Genomic DNA, 14,533 nt, shown 5'->3' on the forward strand with positions numbered 1-14,533 from the left:
TTTGATGTATCAGCGCTCGCCGCCCCAAAGATCGTCGACCGCGCGGATCGCCAGCAGGTAGCCGTTCGCGCCAGCCCCGCAGATCACCGCGGTTGCCGCGACCGAGATCGTCGAGTGACGATACTCCTCGGAGCGCCGGTGAATGTTCGTGATGTGCAACTCCACCACCGTGCGGCGGATCAGCTTGACCGCGTCGAGCACCGGAATCCGTCCGAACGAAAAGCCGGCCGGGTTGATGATCAGCGCGGCGTCCTGCAGGAACGCTTCCTGAATCCATTCGATCAACTGGCTTTCGCTGTTGGTCTGACGGAACGCGCAGTCGAACTTGAGATCCTCGGCCAGCGCGAGACAGTTCTGTTCGATGTCCTTGAGCGTCGTCGTGCCGTAAATATGCGGCTCCCGCGCGCCCAGCATGTTCAGGTTGGAGCCATTGAGGATATAGAGTTTGCGAGTCATGGTGTCAGTGTGTGGCGCTACGTTCGAGGGCCATGTCCTTGGTTTCCCGCGACGTGGCGATCATGAGGAAGGAGAGCAGGTTCAGCGAACCGCAGACAGCGACGATGGCCCACGGCGAGCCATGAAAGGCGTTGAGCAGCGCCACGGCAACGATAGGCATCGGCCCGCCGGTCAGCAGATTGGCTCCCGAGTACGACAGCGCGGACCCCGTGTAACGCGCCTCGGTCGGGAACGACTCGGCGAACCACACCGGCTGGATGCCGCTCTGGAATTGCGTGAAGCCGAGGAAGGCGCCCATCACGGCCATCGTCATGACGATCGAGTGCTGGTTGAGGATCGGAAAGTAGATCAGGCAGCAGACCAGCGTGCAGAACGAGCCGATCATCAGCGCGCCTCTTCGGCCGATCCGGTCGCTCAGATAGCCGCCCGCCAGCGCGCCGACGATGGCGCAGACATTCGCGACCATCAGCAGCATGAAGCCGGTCTGCTTGGGCACGCCGAGGTTCTTCGTCAGATAGCTGAGCGAGAACACCACGATCAGATAGAACAGCGCAGCCGGGCCGCAGAAGAACAGCGTCAGGCGCAGCGCGGTTCGCCAGTGAAACTTGAAGACGATGCCGAGCGGATTGGCGGCGCGTGCGCCTTCGCCCTTCTTCTTGAGCGCCTCGAAGGCCGGTGTCTCGCTGACCTTCATGCGGATATAGATGCCCAGCAGCACGAGCACGAAGCTCGCGAGGAACGGGATTCTCCATCCGAACGATTCGAAGTCATCGGCTGAAAGCGAACTGGACAACGCAAAGAGAGCGAAATTGGCGAGGATCTGACTGAGCGGCGAACAAATGCCGAGCAGGCCCGAATACAGCCCGCGTTTTGTCGCGGACGCGTGTTCGACCGCCATCAACTGTGCACCCGTGGATTCGCCGCCGAGCGCAAAACCCTGAACGATGCGCAGCGACACGAGCAAGACCGGCGCAAGAATGCCGACTTGCTGATAGGTGGGCAGCAGTCCCATCAGGAACGACGACGCGCCCATTACCGAAACCGTTATCAGCATCAGATTGCGGCGTCCCCAGCGATCACCGAGCATGCCGCAAATCACCGCGCCGAGCGGACGTGCCGCAAGCCCGGCCCAGAAACTCGCCAGGGACGCGAGCAGCGAAGCGGTCGGGTCGAGCGACGGGAAAAACAGCTTCGGAAAGATCGTAGCGGCGACCACGCCGTACAACGCGAAGTCGAACCATTCCAGCGCCGTTCCGACGGTGGCGCCGGCCACCGCGCGACGCGCCATCGAGTGAGCCTGCGCGGACCGTTCGCCCGCGGCAATGTCTGAGTCAGCAGGAACTGACATGATGTCTCCAGTATTTTAGGTAGTGTGAAGCGTTCGTTTCCGGCTGCGAACAAGTGCTATTGTTTGCGCTTGAAAAGCGGGGCGTTCCGGAGCGGAACTGCATTTCACATGACGAAATCGACGCGAAATGTCGCTTAAAAACGGTCTGAAAATTCTCGATTTCCTCGCCTCGCACGGTGAAGGCGCGGGCCTCGTCGCCATTGCCGACGCGTTGAGCCTGCCGCGCAGCACATGCCATCGCCTGCTCGCCGATCTCGTCGAAAGCGGCTATGTCAGGCAACTGGTCGATCACAGCCGCTACATCCTGACCATGCGCATGACGTCGAACGGGCTGGAATTCCTGAGCCTGACGGGCATCGCGGATATCGCCCAGCCGATCATCGAGCGCGTCGCTGCGCGGACGGGCGAACTGGCGCGGCTCTCTCTGGTGGACGGCGAATCGATCATCTGGGTCGGAAAGGCGGACGGACAGCGCACCGGCTTTCGCTACGATCCCGACATGGGCCAGGCGGCCCGGCTGTCATGCACGTCGACCGGACACGCGTGGCTCATGACGATGACCGATGAACAAGCCGCCGCGCTCGTCCTGAAGCAGGGCTTCGGACAGCCGAACGAGTTCGGCCCCAATGCGCCGACCACCCTCAAAGCGTTGCTGGGTTTTCTGCATGCGGCGCGTGTGCGCGGCTACGCGATGATCGACGAGGTGTTTGCCCCGCGCATGTCGGCGGTGGCGACGCCCGTGGTGAGCGGTTCGCGTTGCGTCGGCGTGATCAGCCTGGCCGGTCCGCGAAAACGCCTGACGGCCGAAAAGATTCACGAATACTCGGTGCTGCTGCGCGAAGCCGCGAATGAACTGGCCCAGTTGAGCAACATGGCCGGATTCCCGAGCCGGCCGCCGCTCGGCAAGGGATAAGACTGCCTCCATCGCATGGCAACCGCGCCCTGCTCCGCTCCGTAATTTTGCTTGACATCTAAACTATCTAAACCTAAATTATCGACACGGAAGACATCAGTCGGAGAGCAAGCATGCGCATCGTCTGCATCGGCGGAGGCCCGGCGGGCCTGTATTTCGGGCTTTTGATGAAGCGCCGCCACCCCGCTTACGACATCACCATCGTCGAACGAAACCGTCCGTACGACACGTTCGGCTGGGGCGTCGTCTTCTCCGATCAGACGCTCGGCAACTTGCGCGCCGCCGACCCGCAAAGCGCCGGCGCCATTCTCGATGCCTTCAATCACTGGGACGACATCGACGTTCACATCAACGGGCGCACGGTGCGTTCGTCGGGTCACGGCTTCTGCGGCATCGGCCGCAAACGTCTGCTGAATATTCTGCAAGCGCGTTGCGAAGAACTCGGCGTGAAGCTCGTGTTCGAAACGCAAGTCACGAACGACGACGACTACGACGCCGATCTCATCATCGCGAGCGACGGCCTGAACAGCGCGATCCGGCAGAAATATGCATCGACGTATCAGCCCGATATCGACATGCGCGACTGCCGCTTCGTGTGGCTCGGCACGCACAAGTGCTTCGACGCGTTCACGTTCGCGTTCGAAAAGACCGAATGGGGATGGTTTCAGGCGCACGCATATCGTTTCGATGACAACACGTCGACGTTCATCGTCGAAGCACCCGAACGCGTATGGCGCGCAGCCGGCCTCGCCGACATGAGCAAGGAAGACGGCATCGCGTTCTGCGAAAAGCTCTTCGCGAAGTATCTCGACGGCCACGCACTCATCTCGAACGCCACGCACTTGCGCGGCTCCGCGCAGTGGATTCGCTTTCCGCGCGTCGTAAATCGCGAATGGGTGCATTGGCGCGAAGGCGCGCAAGGCCAGCGCACGCCCGTCGTGTTGATGGGCGATGCCGCGCATACGGCGCACTTCTCCATCGGCTCGGGCACGAAGCTCGCGCTCGAAGATGCGATCGAACTCGCGAACAGCATCGACACTGCTTTTGCAAAGCGCGATGGCGATCTCGAAGGCGCACTCGCACACTACACGCAAGTGCGCAGCGTCGATGTCTTGCGCATCCAGAACGCCGCGCGCAATTCAACGGAATGGTTCGAGCATGTGGACCGTTACGCGTCGTTCGAGCCCGAGCAGTTCGCTTATTCGCTGCTCACGCGTTCGCAACGCATCTCGCATGAAAATCTGCGCGAACGTGACGCGCACTATCTCGCCTCGTTCGAAGATTGGCTTGCCACGCGCGCGGGCATCGAACGCAGCGCGCAACAACGTTCCGTTCCGCCGATGTTCACGCCGTTCAAACTCCGCGGCATCACGCTGAAAAACCGCATCGTCGTTTCGCCGATGGCGCAATATTCCGCCGTCGATGGCATCGCGGGCGACTATCACCTGATGCATCTCGGCGCACGCGCGATGGGCGGCGCCGCCCTCGTGATGACCGAGATGACCTGCGTATCGCCCGAAGCGCGCATCACGCCGGGATGTCCGGGCATGTATGCGCCCGAACATCTTGCCGCGTGGAAACGCATCGTCGATTTCGTGCATGCTCAGTCGGACGCGAAGATCGGCATGCAGCTCGGCCATGCGGGCGCGAAGGCATCGACACGCGTGAGTTGGGAAGGCATCGACCAGCCGCTTCCGGACGGCAACTGGCCGCTCGTTTCCGCATCGCCGCAACAGTATCTGCAAGGTGTGAGCCAATGGTCGCGCGAAGCATCGCATGACGAGTTGCGCGAGATCGAAGCGCAATTCGTGCGCGCCACGGAAATGGCGGCGCAAGCGGGTTTCGACTGGCTCGAGTTGCACTGTGCGCACGGCTATTTCCTGTCGAGCTTTCTGTCGCCGCTCACGAATCATCGCACCGACGCATACGGCGGCTCGCTCGAAAACCGCCTGCGTTACCCGCTCGAAGTATTCAAGTCGATGCGCGCCGCCTGGCCGCAAGACAAGCCGATGTCCGTGCGCATCTCGGCGCACGATTGGGTCGATGGCGGCACGACGCCCGACGATGCCGTCGAGATCGCACGCGCATTCAAGGCCGCGGGCGCCGACATGATCGACGTATCGTCGGGGCAAGTCAGCAAGGAAGAAAAACCCGTGTATGGCCGCATGTTCCAGACGCCGTTCGCGGATCGCATCCGCAATGAAGCGGGCATCGCGACGATCGCGGTCGGGGCGATATCGGAAGCGGATCATGTGAACAGCATCATCGCGGCGGGACGCGCGGACTTGTGCGCGGTGGCGCGTCCGCATCTCGCGAATCCGTCGTGGACATTGAACGAAGCCGCGAAGATCGGTTACTTCGATGTGACCTGGCCGAAGCAATACGCGGCCGCGAAATCGCAACTGGAACGCAATCTCGAACGCGAACGCGCGATGGCCGCCGACAATGCGCGCCTCACGCCGCAAGAACGCGCGCAACGCGCCGAAGGAACGGTCTGATCATGACAGCGCTCGCCGGCAAACACGCCATCGTGACGGGCGGAGGCAGCGGCATCGGCGCATCGTGCGCAGAGGCGCTTGCGCAAGCGGGCGCGCGCATCACGCTGATGGGTCGCGATCTCGCGCGCCTCGAAGCACAGCGCGACGCGATGCGCGCTAATGGCGATGTCGCGTGCATCAGCGTCGACGTAACGAATGAAGCCGCCGTCGCAGAAGCGTTCTCGCGCGCCGGTCCCGCCGATATCCTCGTGAACAACGCGGGCCACGCGCAAGCCGCGCCTTTCACGCACACCGATGCGGCGCTGTGGCAACGCATGCTCGACGTCAACCTGACCGGCGTGTTTCTCTGCACGCGCGCCGCGTTGCCATCGATGCTCGAACGCGGCTATGGCCGCATCGTGAATGTCGCGAGCACGGCGGGACAGATCGGCTATGCGTATGTCGCGGCGTATTGCGCGGCGAAGCATGGCGTCATCGGTCTCACGCGCGCGCTCGCGCTCGAAGTCGCGACCAAAGGCGTCACGGTCAATGCCGTCTGCCCCGGCTATACCGAAACCGAACTGCTGCGTGCATCGCTCGATCAGATCATGTCGAAGACCGCGCGCAGCGAACAGGACGCGCGCGATGCGCTCGTGCGCAACAACCCGCAACGCCGTTTCGTACAACCGGAAGAAGTCGCCAGCGCCGTGCTGTGGCTGTGCGCGCCCGGTTCCGCTGCGATGAACGGCCAGTCGATATCCGTATCAGGTGGAGAAGTCACGTGAGCAACATTGCAGGCAAGAAGAAGAGCCTTGTCGCGACGGAGCAAAAAGCGCCGCGCAAGGGCATCGAGAAGCCGGCGGAGAACGTCGTCGATCTGGAAATGAGCACGGGCGCCGACAGCCATATGGGCCTGCGTCTGTGGCTGCGCATGCTGACGACGACCAACCTCGTGCAAACGGAATTGCGCAAGCGTCTGCGTACCGAGTTCGACACGACCTTGCCGCGTTTCGATCTGATGGCGCAGCTCGAACGCCAACCGGAAGGCCTGAAGATGACCGAGCTGTCGCGCCGCATGATGGTCACCGGCGGCAACGTGACGGGCATCACGGACCAGCTCGAAAAGGAAGGACTCGTATCGCGCTATACCGATCCGAACGATCGCCGCTCGACGAGCGTGCGTCTCACGCCGCAAGGCCGCGCCGCGTTCGACAAGATGGCGACCGCGCATGAGCAATGGGTCGTCGAGATGTTCGGCGGCCTCGAACTGAACGAGAAATCGCAGACGCATCAGCGGCTCGGCAAGCTGAAGCAGCATCTGATGAACACGCTGAAGGATTAAAGGAGATGGCGATGACCTCATCCGCCGCCGACGCGCTTCTCGCCGGCAATCGCACCACGCTCTCGGACTATCGCGCGACACACTTCGGCTGGTCCGTGACGAACGGCGTCGCGACCATCATGCTGAACCGGCCCGAGCGCAAGAACCCGCTGACGTTCGAGTCGTATGCGGAACTGCGTGATCTGTTCCGCCAGCTTGCCTATGCGACCGATGTGAAGGCCGTCGTGATCCACGGCGCGGGCGACAACTTCTGCTCCGGCGGCGACGTCCATGAAATCATCGCGCCGCTCATCGATCTGCCGATGCCCGAGCTTCTGCTCTTCACGCGCATGACCGGCGACCTCGTCAAGGCGATGCGCCATTGTCCGCAACCGGTCATCGCCGCCGTCGATGGCGTCTGCGCCGGTGCGGGCGCGATCCTCGCGATGGCGTCGGATATGCGTCTCGGCACGGCGCGCAGCAAGCTCGCGTTTCTCTTCGCGCGCGTCGGTCTCGCGGGCTGCGATATGGGCGCGTGCTCGATTCTGCCGCGCATCATCGGCCAGGGGCGTGCCTCGGAATTGCTCTTCACGGGCCGCGCCGCGACCGGCGATGAAGGCTACGCATGGGGCTTCTACAACCGCCTCTGCACGCCCGAATCCCTGCTCGACGAAGCCGCCAAACTCGCCTCCGATCTCGTCGCGGGTCCGACCTTCGCGCACGGCATCACAAAGAAGATGCTGCATCAGGAATGGAGCATGAGCATCGATGAAGCGATCGAATCCGAAGCGCAGGCGCAAGCCATCTGCATGAGCACGCGCGATTTCGAGCGCGCCTATCGCGCGTTCGCCGCGAAGACGCGTCCCGTGTTCGAAGGAGACTGACTTGACCGCCGATCCGCATAGCGCACTCGCCTGGCCCTTCTTCGAGCCACGGCATCGCCAACTCGCGCGTGACGTCGATGCATGGGCGAGCGAGCATCTGAAGCACGTCGATCACACCGATACCGACGCCGCCTGCAAGCGCCTCGTGCGCATGCTCGGCGACGCGGGATGGCTCAGGCATTGCATCGGCGGGACACGCTACGGTGCATCGAACGATACGATCGATACGCGCGCCGTGTGCCTCTTGCGCGAAACGCTCGCAAAGCACGACGGCCTCGCGGACTTCGCCTTCGCGATGCAAGGCCTCGGCTCCGGCGCGATATCGCTTGCCGGTACCGATGAACAGAAAGCGCGCTATTTGCCGCGCGTCGCGAGCGGCACCGCACTGGCGGCGTTCGCGTTGTCGGAACCCGAAGCAGGCTCCGACGTCGCAGCGATGTCGCTCAATGCACGCACCGATGGCGACGTCTACATCCTGAATGGCGAGAAGACGTGGATCTCGAACGGCGGCATCGCGGATTTTTATGTCGTGTTCGCACGCACGGGCGAAGCGCCGGGTTCGCGCGGCATCAGCGCGTTCATCGTCGATGCGGATACGCCGGGCCTGCAAATCACCGAACGTATCGACGTGATCGCGCCGCATCCGCTCGCGCGCCTCTCCTTCCACCATGCGCGCGTGCCGCGCAGCCAGATGCTCGGCGTCGCGGGCGAAGGCTTCAAGATCGCGATGCGCACGCTCGACATCTTCCGGACATCGGTCGCGGCCGCATCGCTCGGCTTTGCGCGCCACGCGATGCAGGAAGGACTCGATCGCGCCGCATCGCGCAAGATGTTCGGCCAGACGCTCGGCGACTTTCAGCTCACGCAGGCGAAGCTCGCGCAGATGGCGTTGACCATCGACACGAGCGCGCTGCTCGTCTATCGCGCCGCGTGGCTGCGCGATCAGGGCGAAAGCGTCACGCGCGAAGCCGCGATGGCGAAGTGGCATGCGAGCGAAGGTGCGCAACAGGTGATCGATGGAGCCGTGCAGTTATGGGGCGGTCTTGGCGTGAAGCGCGGCACGGCTGTTGAGTCGCTTTATCGCGAGATACGCGCGTTGCGCATCTATGAAGGCGCGACGGAAGTGCAGCAACTGATCGTCGGGCGTGATCTGCTTAAAGCGCACGGAGCACAGCAACGATGACGCGAACCTTCGATATGCCCATGCGCGTTCGCTTCGCGCACTGCGACCCCGCGGGCATCGTCTATTTTCCGCAATATCTCGTGATGACGAACATGCTCGTCGAAGACTGGTTCGACAACGCACTCGGCATCGGCTACGCGCGGATGATTTCGCAGCGCCGCGTCGGGCTGCCCATCGTCAAGCTCAATTGCGACTTCTCGCGACCGAGCCGCATGGGCGAAAGGGTGACGCTGTCGCTTGCCGTCGATTCCGTCGGACAGCGCTCGATTCGCATCGACATCGTGTGTCATTGCGATGGCGAAGTGCGCTTTCGCGCGAAGCAGGTTCTCGTGACGACATCGCTCGACGACGGCAAATCGATCGACATTCCCGGCGACATCGCGCATGCGATCGAGCAATTCGCGCCGGGCACGAGCCGCACATTGCAAGAGGAGACACGCTCATGAAAAAGACGCTTCTGCCTTCGGGCTGGATCAAGCCGCGCGGCTACGCGAACGGCGTCACGGCGCGCGGCACGCAGGTGATTATCGCCGGACAGATCGGCTGGGATGAACAGGCGCGCTTCGTCAGCAACGAGTTCGGCGCACAGGCCGCGCAGGCGTTGCGCAACATCGTCGCCGTGCTGCGCGAAGCGGGCGGCAGACCCGAGCATCTCGTGCGCATGACGTGGTACGTGACCGACAAGCGCGCGTATCTCGCGGCGGCGAAGGAAATCGGCGCGGCGTTCCGCGAGCTGATTGGCGATTACGACATCGCGATGAGCGCGGTGCAGGTCGTCGCGCTCATCGAAGATGATGCGCTAGTGGAAATCGAAGCCACGGCTGTTATCCCCGACTAAGCGGAGGGCACGATGGAACGCTCAGCACACGTCGATACATTCGCGCGCGATCATCTGCCGCCGCCGGAACAATGGCCGGTGCTCATGCTCGACAATGCGGACGTCGCTTATCCCGCGCGCATCAATTGCGCGACGGAGCTGCTGGATCGCGCGATCGAACGCGGCCACGGCGATCGCATCGCGATCTGGTCCGATGCGAACGGCGAGCCGCATGCAACGACTTATCGCGAGTTGCACGCGCTCGTGAATCGCAGCGCGCATGTGCTCGTCGATGAAATGGGCCTGCGTCCCGGCAATCGCGTGCTGTTGCGCGGACCGAATACCTTGCAGATGGCCGTTGCGTTTCTCGCGGCGTTGAAAGCGGGTCTCGTCGTCGTGCCGACCATGCCGCTGCTGCGCGCGAAGGAGTTGAAGCAGATCATCGACAAGGCGCAGATATCGGCGGCGCTATGCGATGTGCGCTTGACCGATGAACTCACACGCTGCGCGACGAAGGGCGACGACTTCCATTGCGAAGCGCTCGCGCAAGTCCTCACGTTTCACGACGACGCGCCCGGTTCGCTCGAATCGCTCGCGCAAAGCAAGCCCGATCATTTCGATGCTTGCGATACCGCCGCCGATGACGTGTGCCTCATCGCGTTCACGAGCGGCACGACCGGTGCGCCGAAGGGTTGCATGCATTTTCATCGCGATGTGCTCGCGATGTGCGATCTGTTCCCGCGACACATCCTGAAGCCCACCGCCGACGATGTGTTCTGCGGCACGCCGCCGCTCGCATTCACGTTCGGTCTCGGCGGCCTGCTGTGCTTTCCGCTGCGCGTGGGCGCATCGACGGTGTTGCTCGAAAAGCTCACGCCCGGCACGCTGCTGCAAACCGTGCAACGCTATCGCGCGACGATCATGTTCACCGCGCCGACGTTCTATCGGCAGATGGCGCCGCTCATCGCGGGCTTCGATGTATCGAGCCTGAAGAAGACCGTATCGGCGGGCGAAGCATTGCCCGATTCCACGCGCGCGCTCTGGCGCGAAGCGAGCGGCATCGAGATGATCGACGGCATCGGCGGCACGGAGATGATCCATATCTTCATTTCGTCGGCGGCCGCGGACGTGCGCGATCATGCAATCGGGCGCGCGGTGCCGGGCTACATCGTGCAGGCCGTCGACGATGCGATGCAGCCCGTGCCGCCCGGCACGATCGGCAAGCTCGCGGTGCGCGGGCCGACGGGCTGCCGCTATCTCGCCGATGAGCGTCAGTCGAAGTTCGTGCGCGACGGCTGGAATCTGCCCGGCGATTCCGTCGTGATCGATGAAGACGGTTACGTGTTCTATCAGGCGCGTGCCGACGACATGATCGTATCGGCGGGCTACAACATCTCCGGACCCGAAGTGGAAAGCGTGCTGATGCAGCACGAAGCGGTGGCGGAATGCGGCGTGATCGGCGTGCCCGACGAAACACGCGGGCAACTGGTCAAAGCATTCGTCGTGCTCAATCCCGGTTTCACGGGCGACGATACGCTCATCGCCGAATTGCAGGAGTACGTCAAGCGCAACGTCGCGCCTTACAAGTATCCGCGCGTCGTGGCCTTTCTCAACGCATTGCCGCGCACCGAGACGGGCAAGCTCAAGCGCTTCGCGTTGCGTTCGATGTAGCAAGCTCGCAATACGTTTGCTTGGTAGAGTACGGTTCACGCCCGCCGCAAGGCGGCTTGCCCACTCTTCCGAGCAAACAAGAAAAATGGTTCTGACGCATCGACTTCTTGCCGTTTCCCTCTTTGCTTCAATCGCGTTGACTTCGCAGGCCGCATCGGCGGCGAACAAGACGCTCGTGTTCTGTTCCGAAGGCAGCCCCGCCGGTTTCGATTCCGCGCAATACACCACGAGCACGGACTTCGATGCGGGCGCGCATGCCGTCTACGATCAGCTCGTCGAATTCAAACGCGGCACGCTCGATCTCGTGCCGGGTCTCGCGGAGAAGTGGGACGAGTCGCCGGATGCGAAGACCTTCACGTTCCATCTCCGGCGCGGCGTGAAGTTCCAGTCGACATCGTGGTTCAAGCCCACGCGCGACTTCAATGCGGACGATGTCGTGTTCACGTTCAAGCGTATGATCGATCCGAACGAGCCGTTCCAGAAGGCGCATCCGGTCAGCTTTCCGTATCTGACCGATCTCGGTTATGACAAGAACATCGCCTCCGTCGAGAAGCTCGACGACACCACCGTGCGCTTCACGTTGAAGACGCCGGATGTCGTGTTCGTGCGCAACATCGCGATGGAGTTCGCATCGATCGTATCGGCCGAATATGCCGCGCAACTGCTGAAGCAGGGCAAGCCGGAAGATCTCAATCAGAAACCCGTGGGCACGGGCGCATTCGTGTTCCGCGATTATCAGAAGGATGCGACGATCCGCTACGACGCGAACCCGGCTTACTGGAACAGAAAAGACGTGCATATCGACAAGCTCGTCTTCTCGATCACGCCCGACGCCGCCGTGCGTCAGCAGAAGTTGTCGAGCGGCGAGTGCCAGGTGACGTCGTTTCCGCGTCCCGCCGATATCGCCGCGTCGAAGCAGGACCCGAAGCTCGCGGTGCTGTCGGGCGTCGGCTTCAACGTCGCGTACGTGGGCTACAACACGACGCACAAACCGCTCGACAACGTGACCGTGCGCCGCGCGCTCGACATGGCCATCGACAAGCAGGCGATCATCAAGACGGTCTACGAAGGCGCGGCGGCCATCGCCACGAATCCGATGCCACCGTCGCAATGGTCCTACAACAAGGCGTTGAAAGATGCGCCGCGCGATCCCGCGAAGGCGAAGGAACTACTCAAGGAAGCCGGCTTTCCGAACGGCTTCACGATCACGCTATGGGCCATGCCGGTGCAGCGCGGCTACAACCCGAATGCGCGTCTGATGGCGCAACTGATTCAATCGGACTGGGCGAAGATCGGCGTGAAGGCGAATATCGTCACGTACGAATGGGCCGAGTACAACAAGCGCGCGAAGACGAACGGCGAGCACGATGCGATTCTCTACGGCTGGCTCGGCGACAACGGCGATCCCGACAACTGGCTCGGCACGACGCTCGGTTGCGACGCGGTACACGGCAGCAACGTGGCGAAGTGGTGCAACAAGCAGTTCGACGATCTGCTCGCGAAAGCGCGCCTCGTCACCGACCAGAACGCGCGCACGAAGCTCTATGAAGAAGCGCAGGTGGTGTTCAAGGATCAGGTGCCGTACACGCCGCTTGCGCACGCCAATATCTTCCAGCCGATCTCGAAGCGCGTGCACGGGTATCTGATCAGCCCGCTGGGCGGGCATCGGTTCGACGGCATTACGCTCGACTGATCACCCCCCGCGATACGACGCATCGATGCTGTCGTGCTGCTCGCGCTTGCCCGATTGCGTCCGGTACGTATCGTCGCCGCCCACGGCGGACGTGCCGGCATCGGGCACATCGTTCGTGCGATGTGCCGTGTTCATCGCATGAACGGCTGGCTTGTCGTGCGCATCGCGCGAGTGCAGCGCGTCCGAGCTGCACTCGTCCGCGAACGCAGAGACGGCCGACAACGCCGCGCTCGCAACAAGAACAACGCCGATGGTCTTCGCTTTCATGGCAACCCCGTGAATTCGTCGATAAAAAGAGGCGCGATCTGTCGACACGGTTCCCGGAATGAAATCATTGTGCCGACGGCATCGCGCCCGCTCGAATCAATGCACGGCCTGTGCCAATCACGCGCTGATTCGCTGCGAGCCTTGAAAACAACGGGCTTCGCGGCGATGCGCGATCATCGGCGAAGCGGGCGAATGTCGGCAGACGGCCAACGCTTGCGCCCTGCCTGTTCGATCCGATCCGACGATGCAAAGCCGCGCATGTCGTTTTCCACCGATTTCCAGACGCGTGAGCGAAGGCAGACACGCGCCGCGATCCGCACACTCCGATAAACCATCATGCCGAGGGCCGCGCGCCACATCGGCGGCCTTCTGCGCGAACACATCGCCGTTCCTCGTGTTCGCCGCGAAAATCAGGAGTGAGACAATTGAGCCCCTCGCACGAGCGCAACGCACGAAGCAAATCGTCTCCGCATCTCACGCTGGGCGATTTTCTCCTGGTGCTGTCGATTCCCGCGCTGACGCTGATCCGCATGGGCACGGTCCCGTCGATTTTCGCGGGCATGATGATGCTCGGCGCATTGCTTTCGACGTTCACCGGCGTGATGCCGTCGTCGCTGCCCGCGCTCTTTCCGACGCGCATTCGTTACGGCGCGCGAGCCGTTGCTCGGCTCGGGACCGTGCGTCGCGACGAAGGCCGAAGCGCTCGCCCTCACGCGCAAGAAGCTGAAGGTCGTGCCGGCGGGCAAGCGCGAGCGCGACGCGCTGCCGCACAAGAAGCGCGCGTGACGCGCTTCGTTCAAGCGATGGTCGCGATGTCGAGATACGGCGTGATGTTTCGCATCGCGCGCTCGACATAGACTTCCTTCTCGCCGACGGGCGCGACGTAGTGCATCGCGTCGCGCGCCGCTTCGACGCCTTCGAGCCGCGCGATCACCCACGCCGCGAGATATTGCGACGCGAGGCATCCGCCCGCCGTCGCCACATTGCCGTTCGCGACGAACGGTTGATCGAGCGTGCGCACGCCGGCTTCCTCGACCCACGGCTTCGTCGTCAGGTCCGTGCAGGCGGGCACATCCTGAAGCAGCCCGAGCTTCGCGAGAATGAGCGTGCCCGAGCATTGCGCGGCCAATAGCTGACGCGCGGGATCGAGCCTGATGCGCGCCATCAACGACGCATCGGCGACGACTTCGCGCGTGAGCATGCCGCTGCCGACGATCACCGCATCGGCATGCGCGGCGTCTTCGAGCGTGGCTTGCGCTTTCAGCACGACGCCGTTCATCGAACGCACTTCATCCGACGGACACGCGATCGACACCTTCCAGCCAGGCTTTTTCACGCGATTGAGGACGCCGAGCGCGATCAGCGAATCCAGCTCGTTGAAGCCCTCGAACGTGAGAATGGCGATATGCATGATGTTCTCCTTTCCGCGCATGGAACGCATGAGCGCATGCTACGGCGGCAAACGAATACAATCAAAGTATTGTCATGGATACATCCGGGGCT

General features: G+C 62.8%; 15 protein-coding genes and 1 pseudogene. 12 read left to right on the top strand and 4 right to left on the bottom strand.

Annotated elements, in window-relative coordinates:
- Positions 1–9: 9 nt before the first annotated feature.
- Positions 10–456: a type II 3-dehydroquinate dehydratase gene (locus tag AWB76_RS08370; RefSeq protein ID WP_061159654.1), complete on the bottom strand. Its 447-nt coding sequence runs from the start codon at positions 454–456 to the stop codon at positions 10–12.
- A gap of 4 nt (positions 457–460) precedes the next feature.
- Complete coding sequence (locus tag AWB76_RS08375) at positions 461–1,804, bottom strand: MFS transporter (protein ID WP_374729918.1); 1,344 nt, start codon at positions 1,802–1,804, stop codon at positions 461–463.
- Positions 1,805–1,931: 127 nt separating this feature from the next.
- On the opposite strand from AWB76_RS08375, the gene AWB76_RS08380 reads away from it, so the two are divergent.
- From AWB76_RS08380 to AWB76_RS08425, 10 genes are all read left to right on the top strand, one after another.
- Complete coding sequence (locus AWB76_RS08380) at positions 1,932–2,717, top strand: IclR family transcriptional regulator (protein WP_061159656.1); 786 nt, start codon at positions 1,932–1,934, stop codon at positions 2,715–2,717.
- Between the two features lie 113 nt (positions 2,718–2,830).
- A complete protein-coding gene (locus AWB76_RS08385; RefSeq protein ID WP_061159657.1) occupies positions 2,831–5,215 on the top strand; it encodes a bifunctional salicylyl-CoA 5-hydroxylase/oxidoreductase in 2,385 nt (794 codons plus the stop codon).
- A 2-nt stretch (positions 5,216–5,217) separates the two neighbouring features.
- Entirely contained in the window at positions 5,218–5,979 is a 762-nt protein-coding gene (locus AWB76_RS08390) for an SDR family NAD(P)-dependent oxidoreductase (RefSeq protein ID WP_061159658.1), read from the top strand.
- Complete coding sequence (locus AWB76_RS08395; RefSeq protein ID WP_061159659.1) at positions 5,976–6,536, top strand: MarR family winged helix-turn-helix transcriptional regulator; 561 nt, start codon at positions 5,976–5,978, stop codon at positions 6,534–6,536. Before AWB76_RS08390 ends, AWB76_RS08395 begins: the two co-directional genes overlap by 4 nt.
- 11 nt (positions 6,537–6,547) lie before the next feature.
- Positions 6,548–7,399 (top strand): enoyl-CoA hydratase family protein, encoded by an 852-nt coding sequence (locus AWB76_RS08400; RefSeq protein WP_061159849.1) that lies wholly within the window; start codon positions 6,548–6,550, stop codon positions 7,397–7,399.
- Between the two features lies 1 nt (position 7,400).
- Positions 7,401–8,582 (top strand): acyl-CoA dehydrogenase family protein, encoded by a 1,182-nt coding sequence (locus AWB76_RS08405; RefSeq protein ID WP_061159660.1) that lies wholly within the window; start codon positions 7,401–7,403, stop codon positions 8,580–8,582.
- Positions 8,579–9,028 (top strand): acyl-CoA thioesterase, encoded by a 450-nt coding sequence (locus AWB76_RS08410; RefSeq protein WP_061159661.1) that lies wholly within the window; start codon positions 8,579–8,581, stop codon positions 9,026–9,028. The genes AWB76_RS08405 and AWB76_RS08410 overlap by 4 nt, the downstream gene beginning before the upstream one ends.
- Positions 9,025–9,420, top strand: coding sequence for a RidA family protein (locus AWB76_RS08415; protein ID WP_061159662.1), 396 nt, complete (start codon positions 9,025–9,027; stop codon positions 9,418–9,420). The genes AWB76_RS08410 and AWB76_RS08415 overlap by 4 nt, the downstream gene beginning before the upstream one ends.
- Before the next feature lie 12 nt (positions 9,421–9,432).
- The gene (locus tag AWB76_RS08420) at positions 9,433–11,070 is read left to right on the top strand and encodes an AMP-binding protein (protein WP_061159663.1); all 1,638 of its coding nucleotides are present in this window, start codon (positions 9,433–9,435) and stop codon (positions 11,068–11,070) included.
- An 85-nt stretch (positions 11,071–11,155) separates the two neighbouring features.
- Complete coding sequence (locus AWB76_RS08425) at positions 11,156–12,763, top strand: ABC transporter substrate-binding protein (protein WP_061159664.1); 1,608 nt, start codon at positions 11,156–11,158, stop codon at positions 12,761–12,763.
- Here the strand turns inward: AWB76_RS08425 and AWB76_RS08430 are convergent, their stop codons facing one another.
- A complete protein-coding gene (locus tag AWB76_RS08430; protein WP_061159665.1) occupies positions 12,764–13,030 on the bottom strand; it encodes a hypothetical protein in 267 nt (88 codons plus the stop codon).
- Positions 13,031–13,521: 491 nt separating this feature from the next.
- Between AWB76_RS08430 and AWB76_RS42995 the strand changes: the two are divergent.
- Both AWB76_RS42995 and AWB76_RS43000 read left to right on the top strand, forming a co-directional pair.
- Positions 13,522–13,692: pseudogene (locus tag AWB76_RS42995) on the top strand (MFS transporter); the annotation flags it as partial.
- Entirely contained in the window at positions 13,691–13,816 is a 126-nt protein-coding gene (locus AWB76_RS43000) for a hypothetical protein (protein WP_374729921.1), read from the top strand. The pseudogene AWB76_RS42995 and the gene AWB76_RS43000, both read left to right, overlap by 2 nt.
- Before the next feature lie 10 nt (positions 13,817–13,826).
- Here the strand turns inward: AWB76_RS43000 and AWB76_RS08445 are convergent, their stop codons facing one another.
- On the bottom strand, positions 13,827–14,441 hold the full coding sequence (locus tag AWB76_RS08445; RefSeq protein WP_061159850.1) for a DJ-1/PfpI family protein: 615 nt from the start codon (positions 14,439–14,441) through the stop codon (positions 13,827–13,829).
- Positions 14,442–14,533: the final 92 nt, after the last annotated feature.

The sequence above is a fragment of the Caballeronia temeraria genome (assembly GCF_001544795.2).
Taxonomy (GTDB): Bacteria; Pseudomonadota; Gammaproteobacteria; order Burkholderiales; family Burkholderiaceae; genus Caballeronia; species Caballeronia temeraria.

What these genes read in the sequence shown, in the direction of transcription:
- AWB76_RS08400 (WP_061159849.1), top strand. Translation starts at nt 6,548, where the DNA reads ATGACCTCATCCGCCGCCGACGCGCTTCTCGCCGGCAATCGCACCACG.
- AWB76_RS08385 (WP_061159657.1), top strand. Translation starts at nt 2,831, where the DNA reads ATGCGCATCGTCTGCATCGGCGGAGGCCCGGCGGGCCTGTATTTCGGG.
- AWB76_RS08425 (WP_061159664.1), top strand. Translation starts at nt 11,156, where the DNA reads ATGGTTCTGACGCATCGACTTCTTGCCGTTTCCCTCTTTGCTTCAATC.
- AWB76_RS08445 (WP_061159850.1), bottom strand. Translation starts at nt 14,441, where the DNA reads ATGCATATCGCCATTCTCACGTTCGAGGGCTTCAACGAGCTGGATTCG.
- AWB76_RS08410 (WP_061159661.1), top strand. Translation starts at nt 8,579, where the DNA reads ATGACGCGAACCTTCGATATGCCCATGCGCGTTCGCTTCGCGCACTGC.
- AWB76_RS08430 (WP_061159665.1), bottom strand. Translation starts at nt 13,030, where the DNA reads ATGAAAGCGAAGACCATCGGCGTTGTTCTTGTTGCGAGCGCGGCGTTG.
- AWB76_RS08420 (WP_061159663.1), top strand. Translation starts at nt 9,433, where the DNA reads ATGGAACGCTCAGCACACGTCGATACATTCGCGCGCGATCATCTGCCG.
- AWB76_RS08415 (WP_061159662.1), top strand. Translation starts at nt 9,025, where the DNA reads ATGAAAAAGACGCTTCTGCCTTCGGGCTGGATCAAGCCGCGCGGCTAC.
- AWB76_RS08380 (WP_061159656.1), top strand. Translation starts at nt 1,932, where the DNA reads ATGTCGCTTAAAAACGGTCTGAAAATTCTCGATTTCCTCGCCTCGCAC.
- AWB76_RS08370 (WP_061159654.1), bottom strand. Translation starts at nt 456, where the DNA reads ATGACTCGCAAACTCTATATCCTCAATGGCTCCAACCTGAACATGCTG.
- AWB76_RS08375 (WP_374729918.1), bottom strand. Translation starts at nt 1,804, where the DNA reads ATGTCAGTTCCTGCTGACTCAGACATTGCCGCGGGCGAACGGTCCGCG.
- AWB76_RS08390 (WP_061159658.1), top strand. Translation starts at nt 5,218, where the DNA reads ATGACAGCGCTCGCCGGCAAACACGCCATCGTGACGGGCGGAGGCAGC.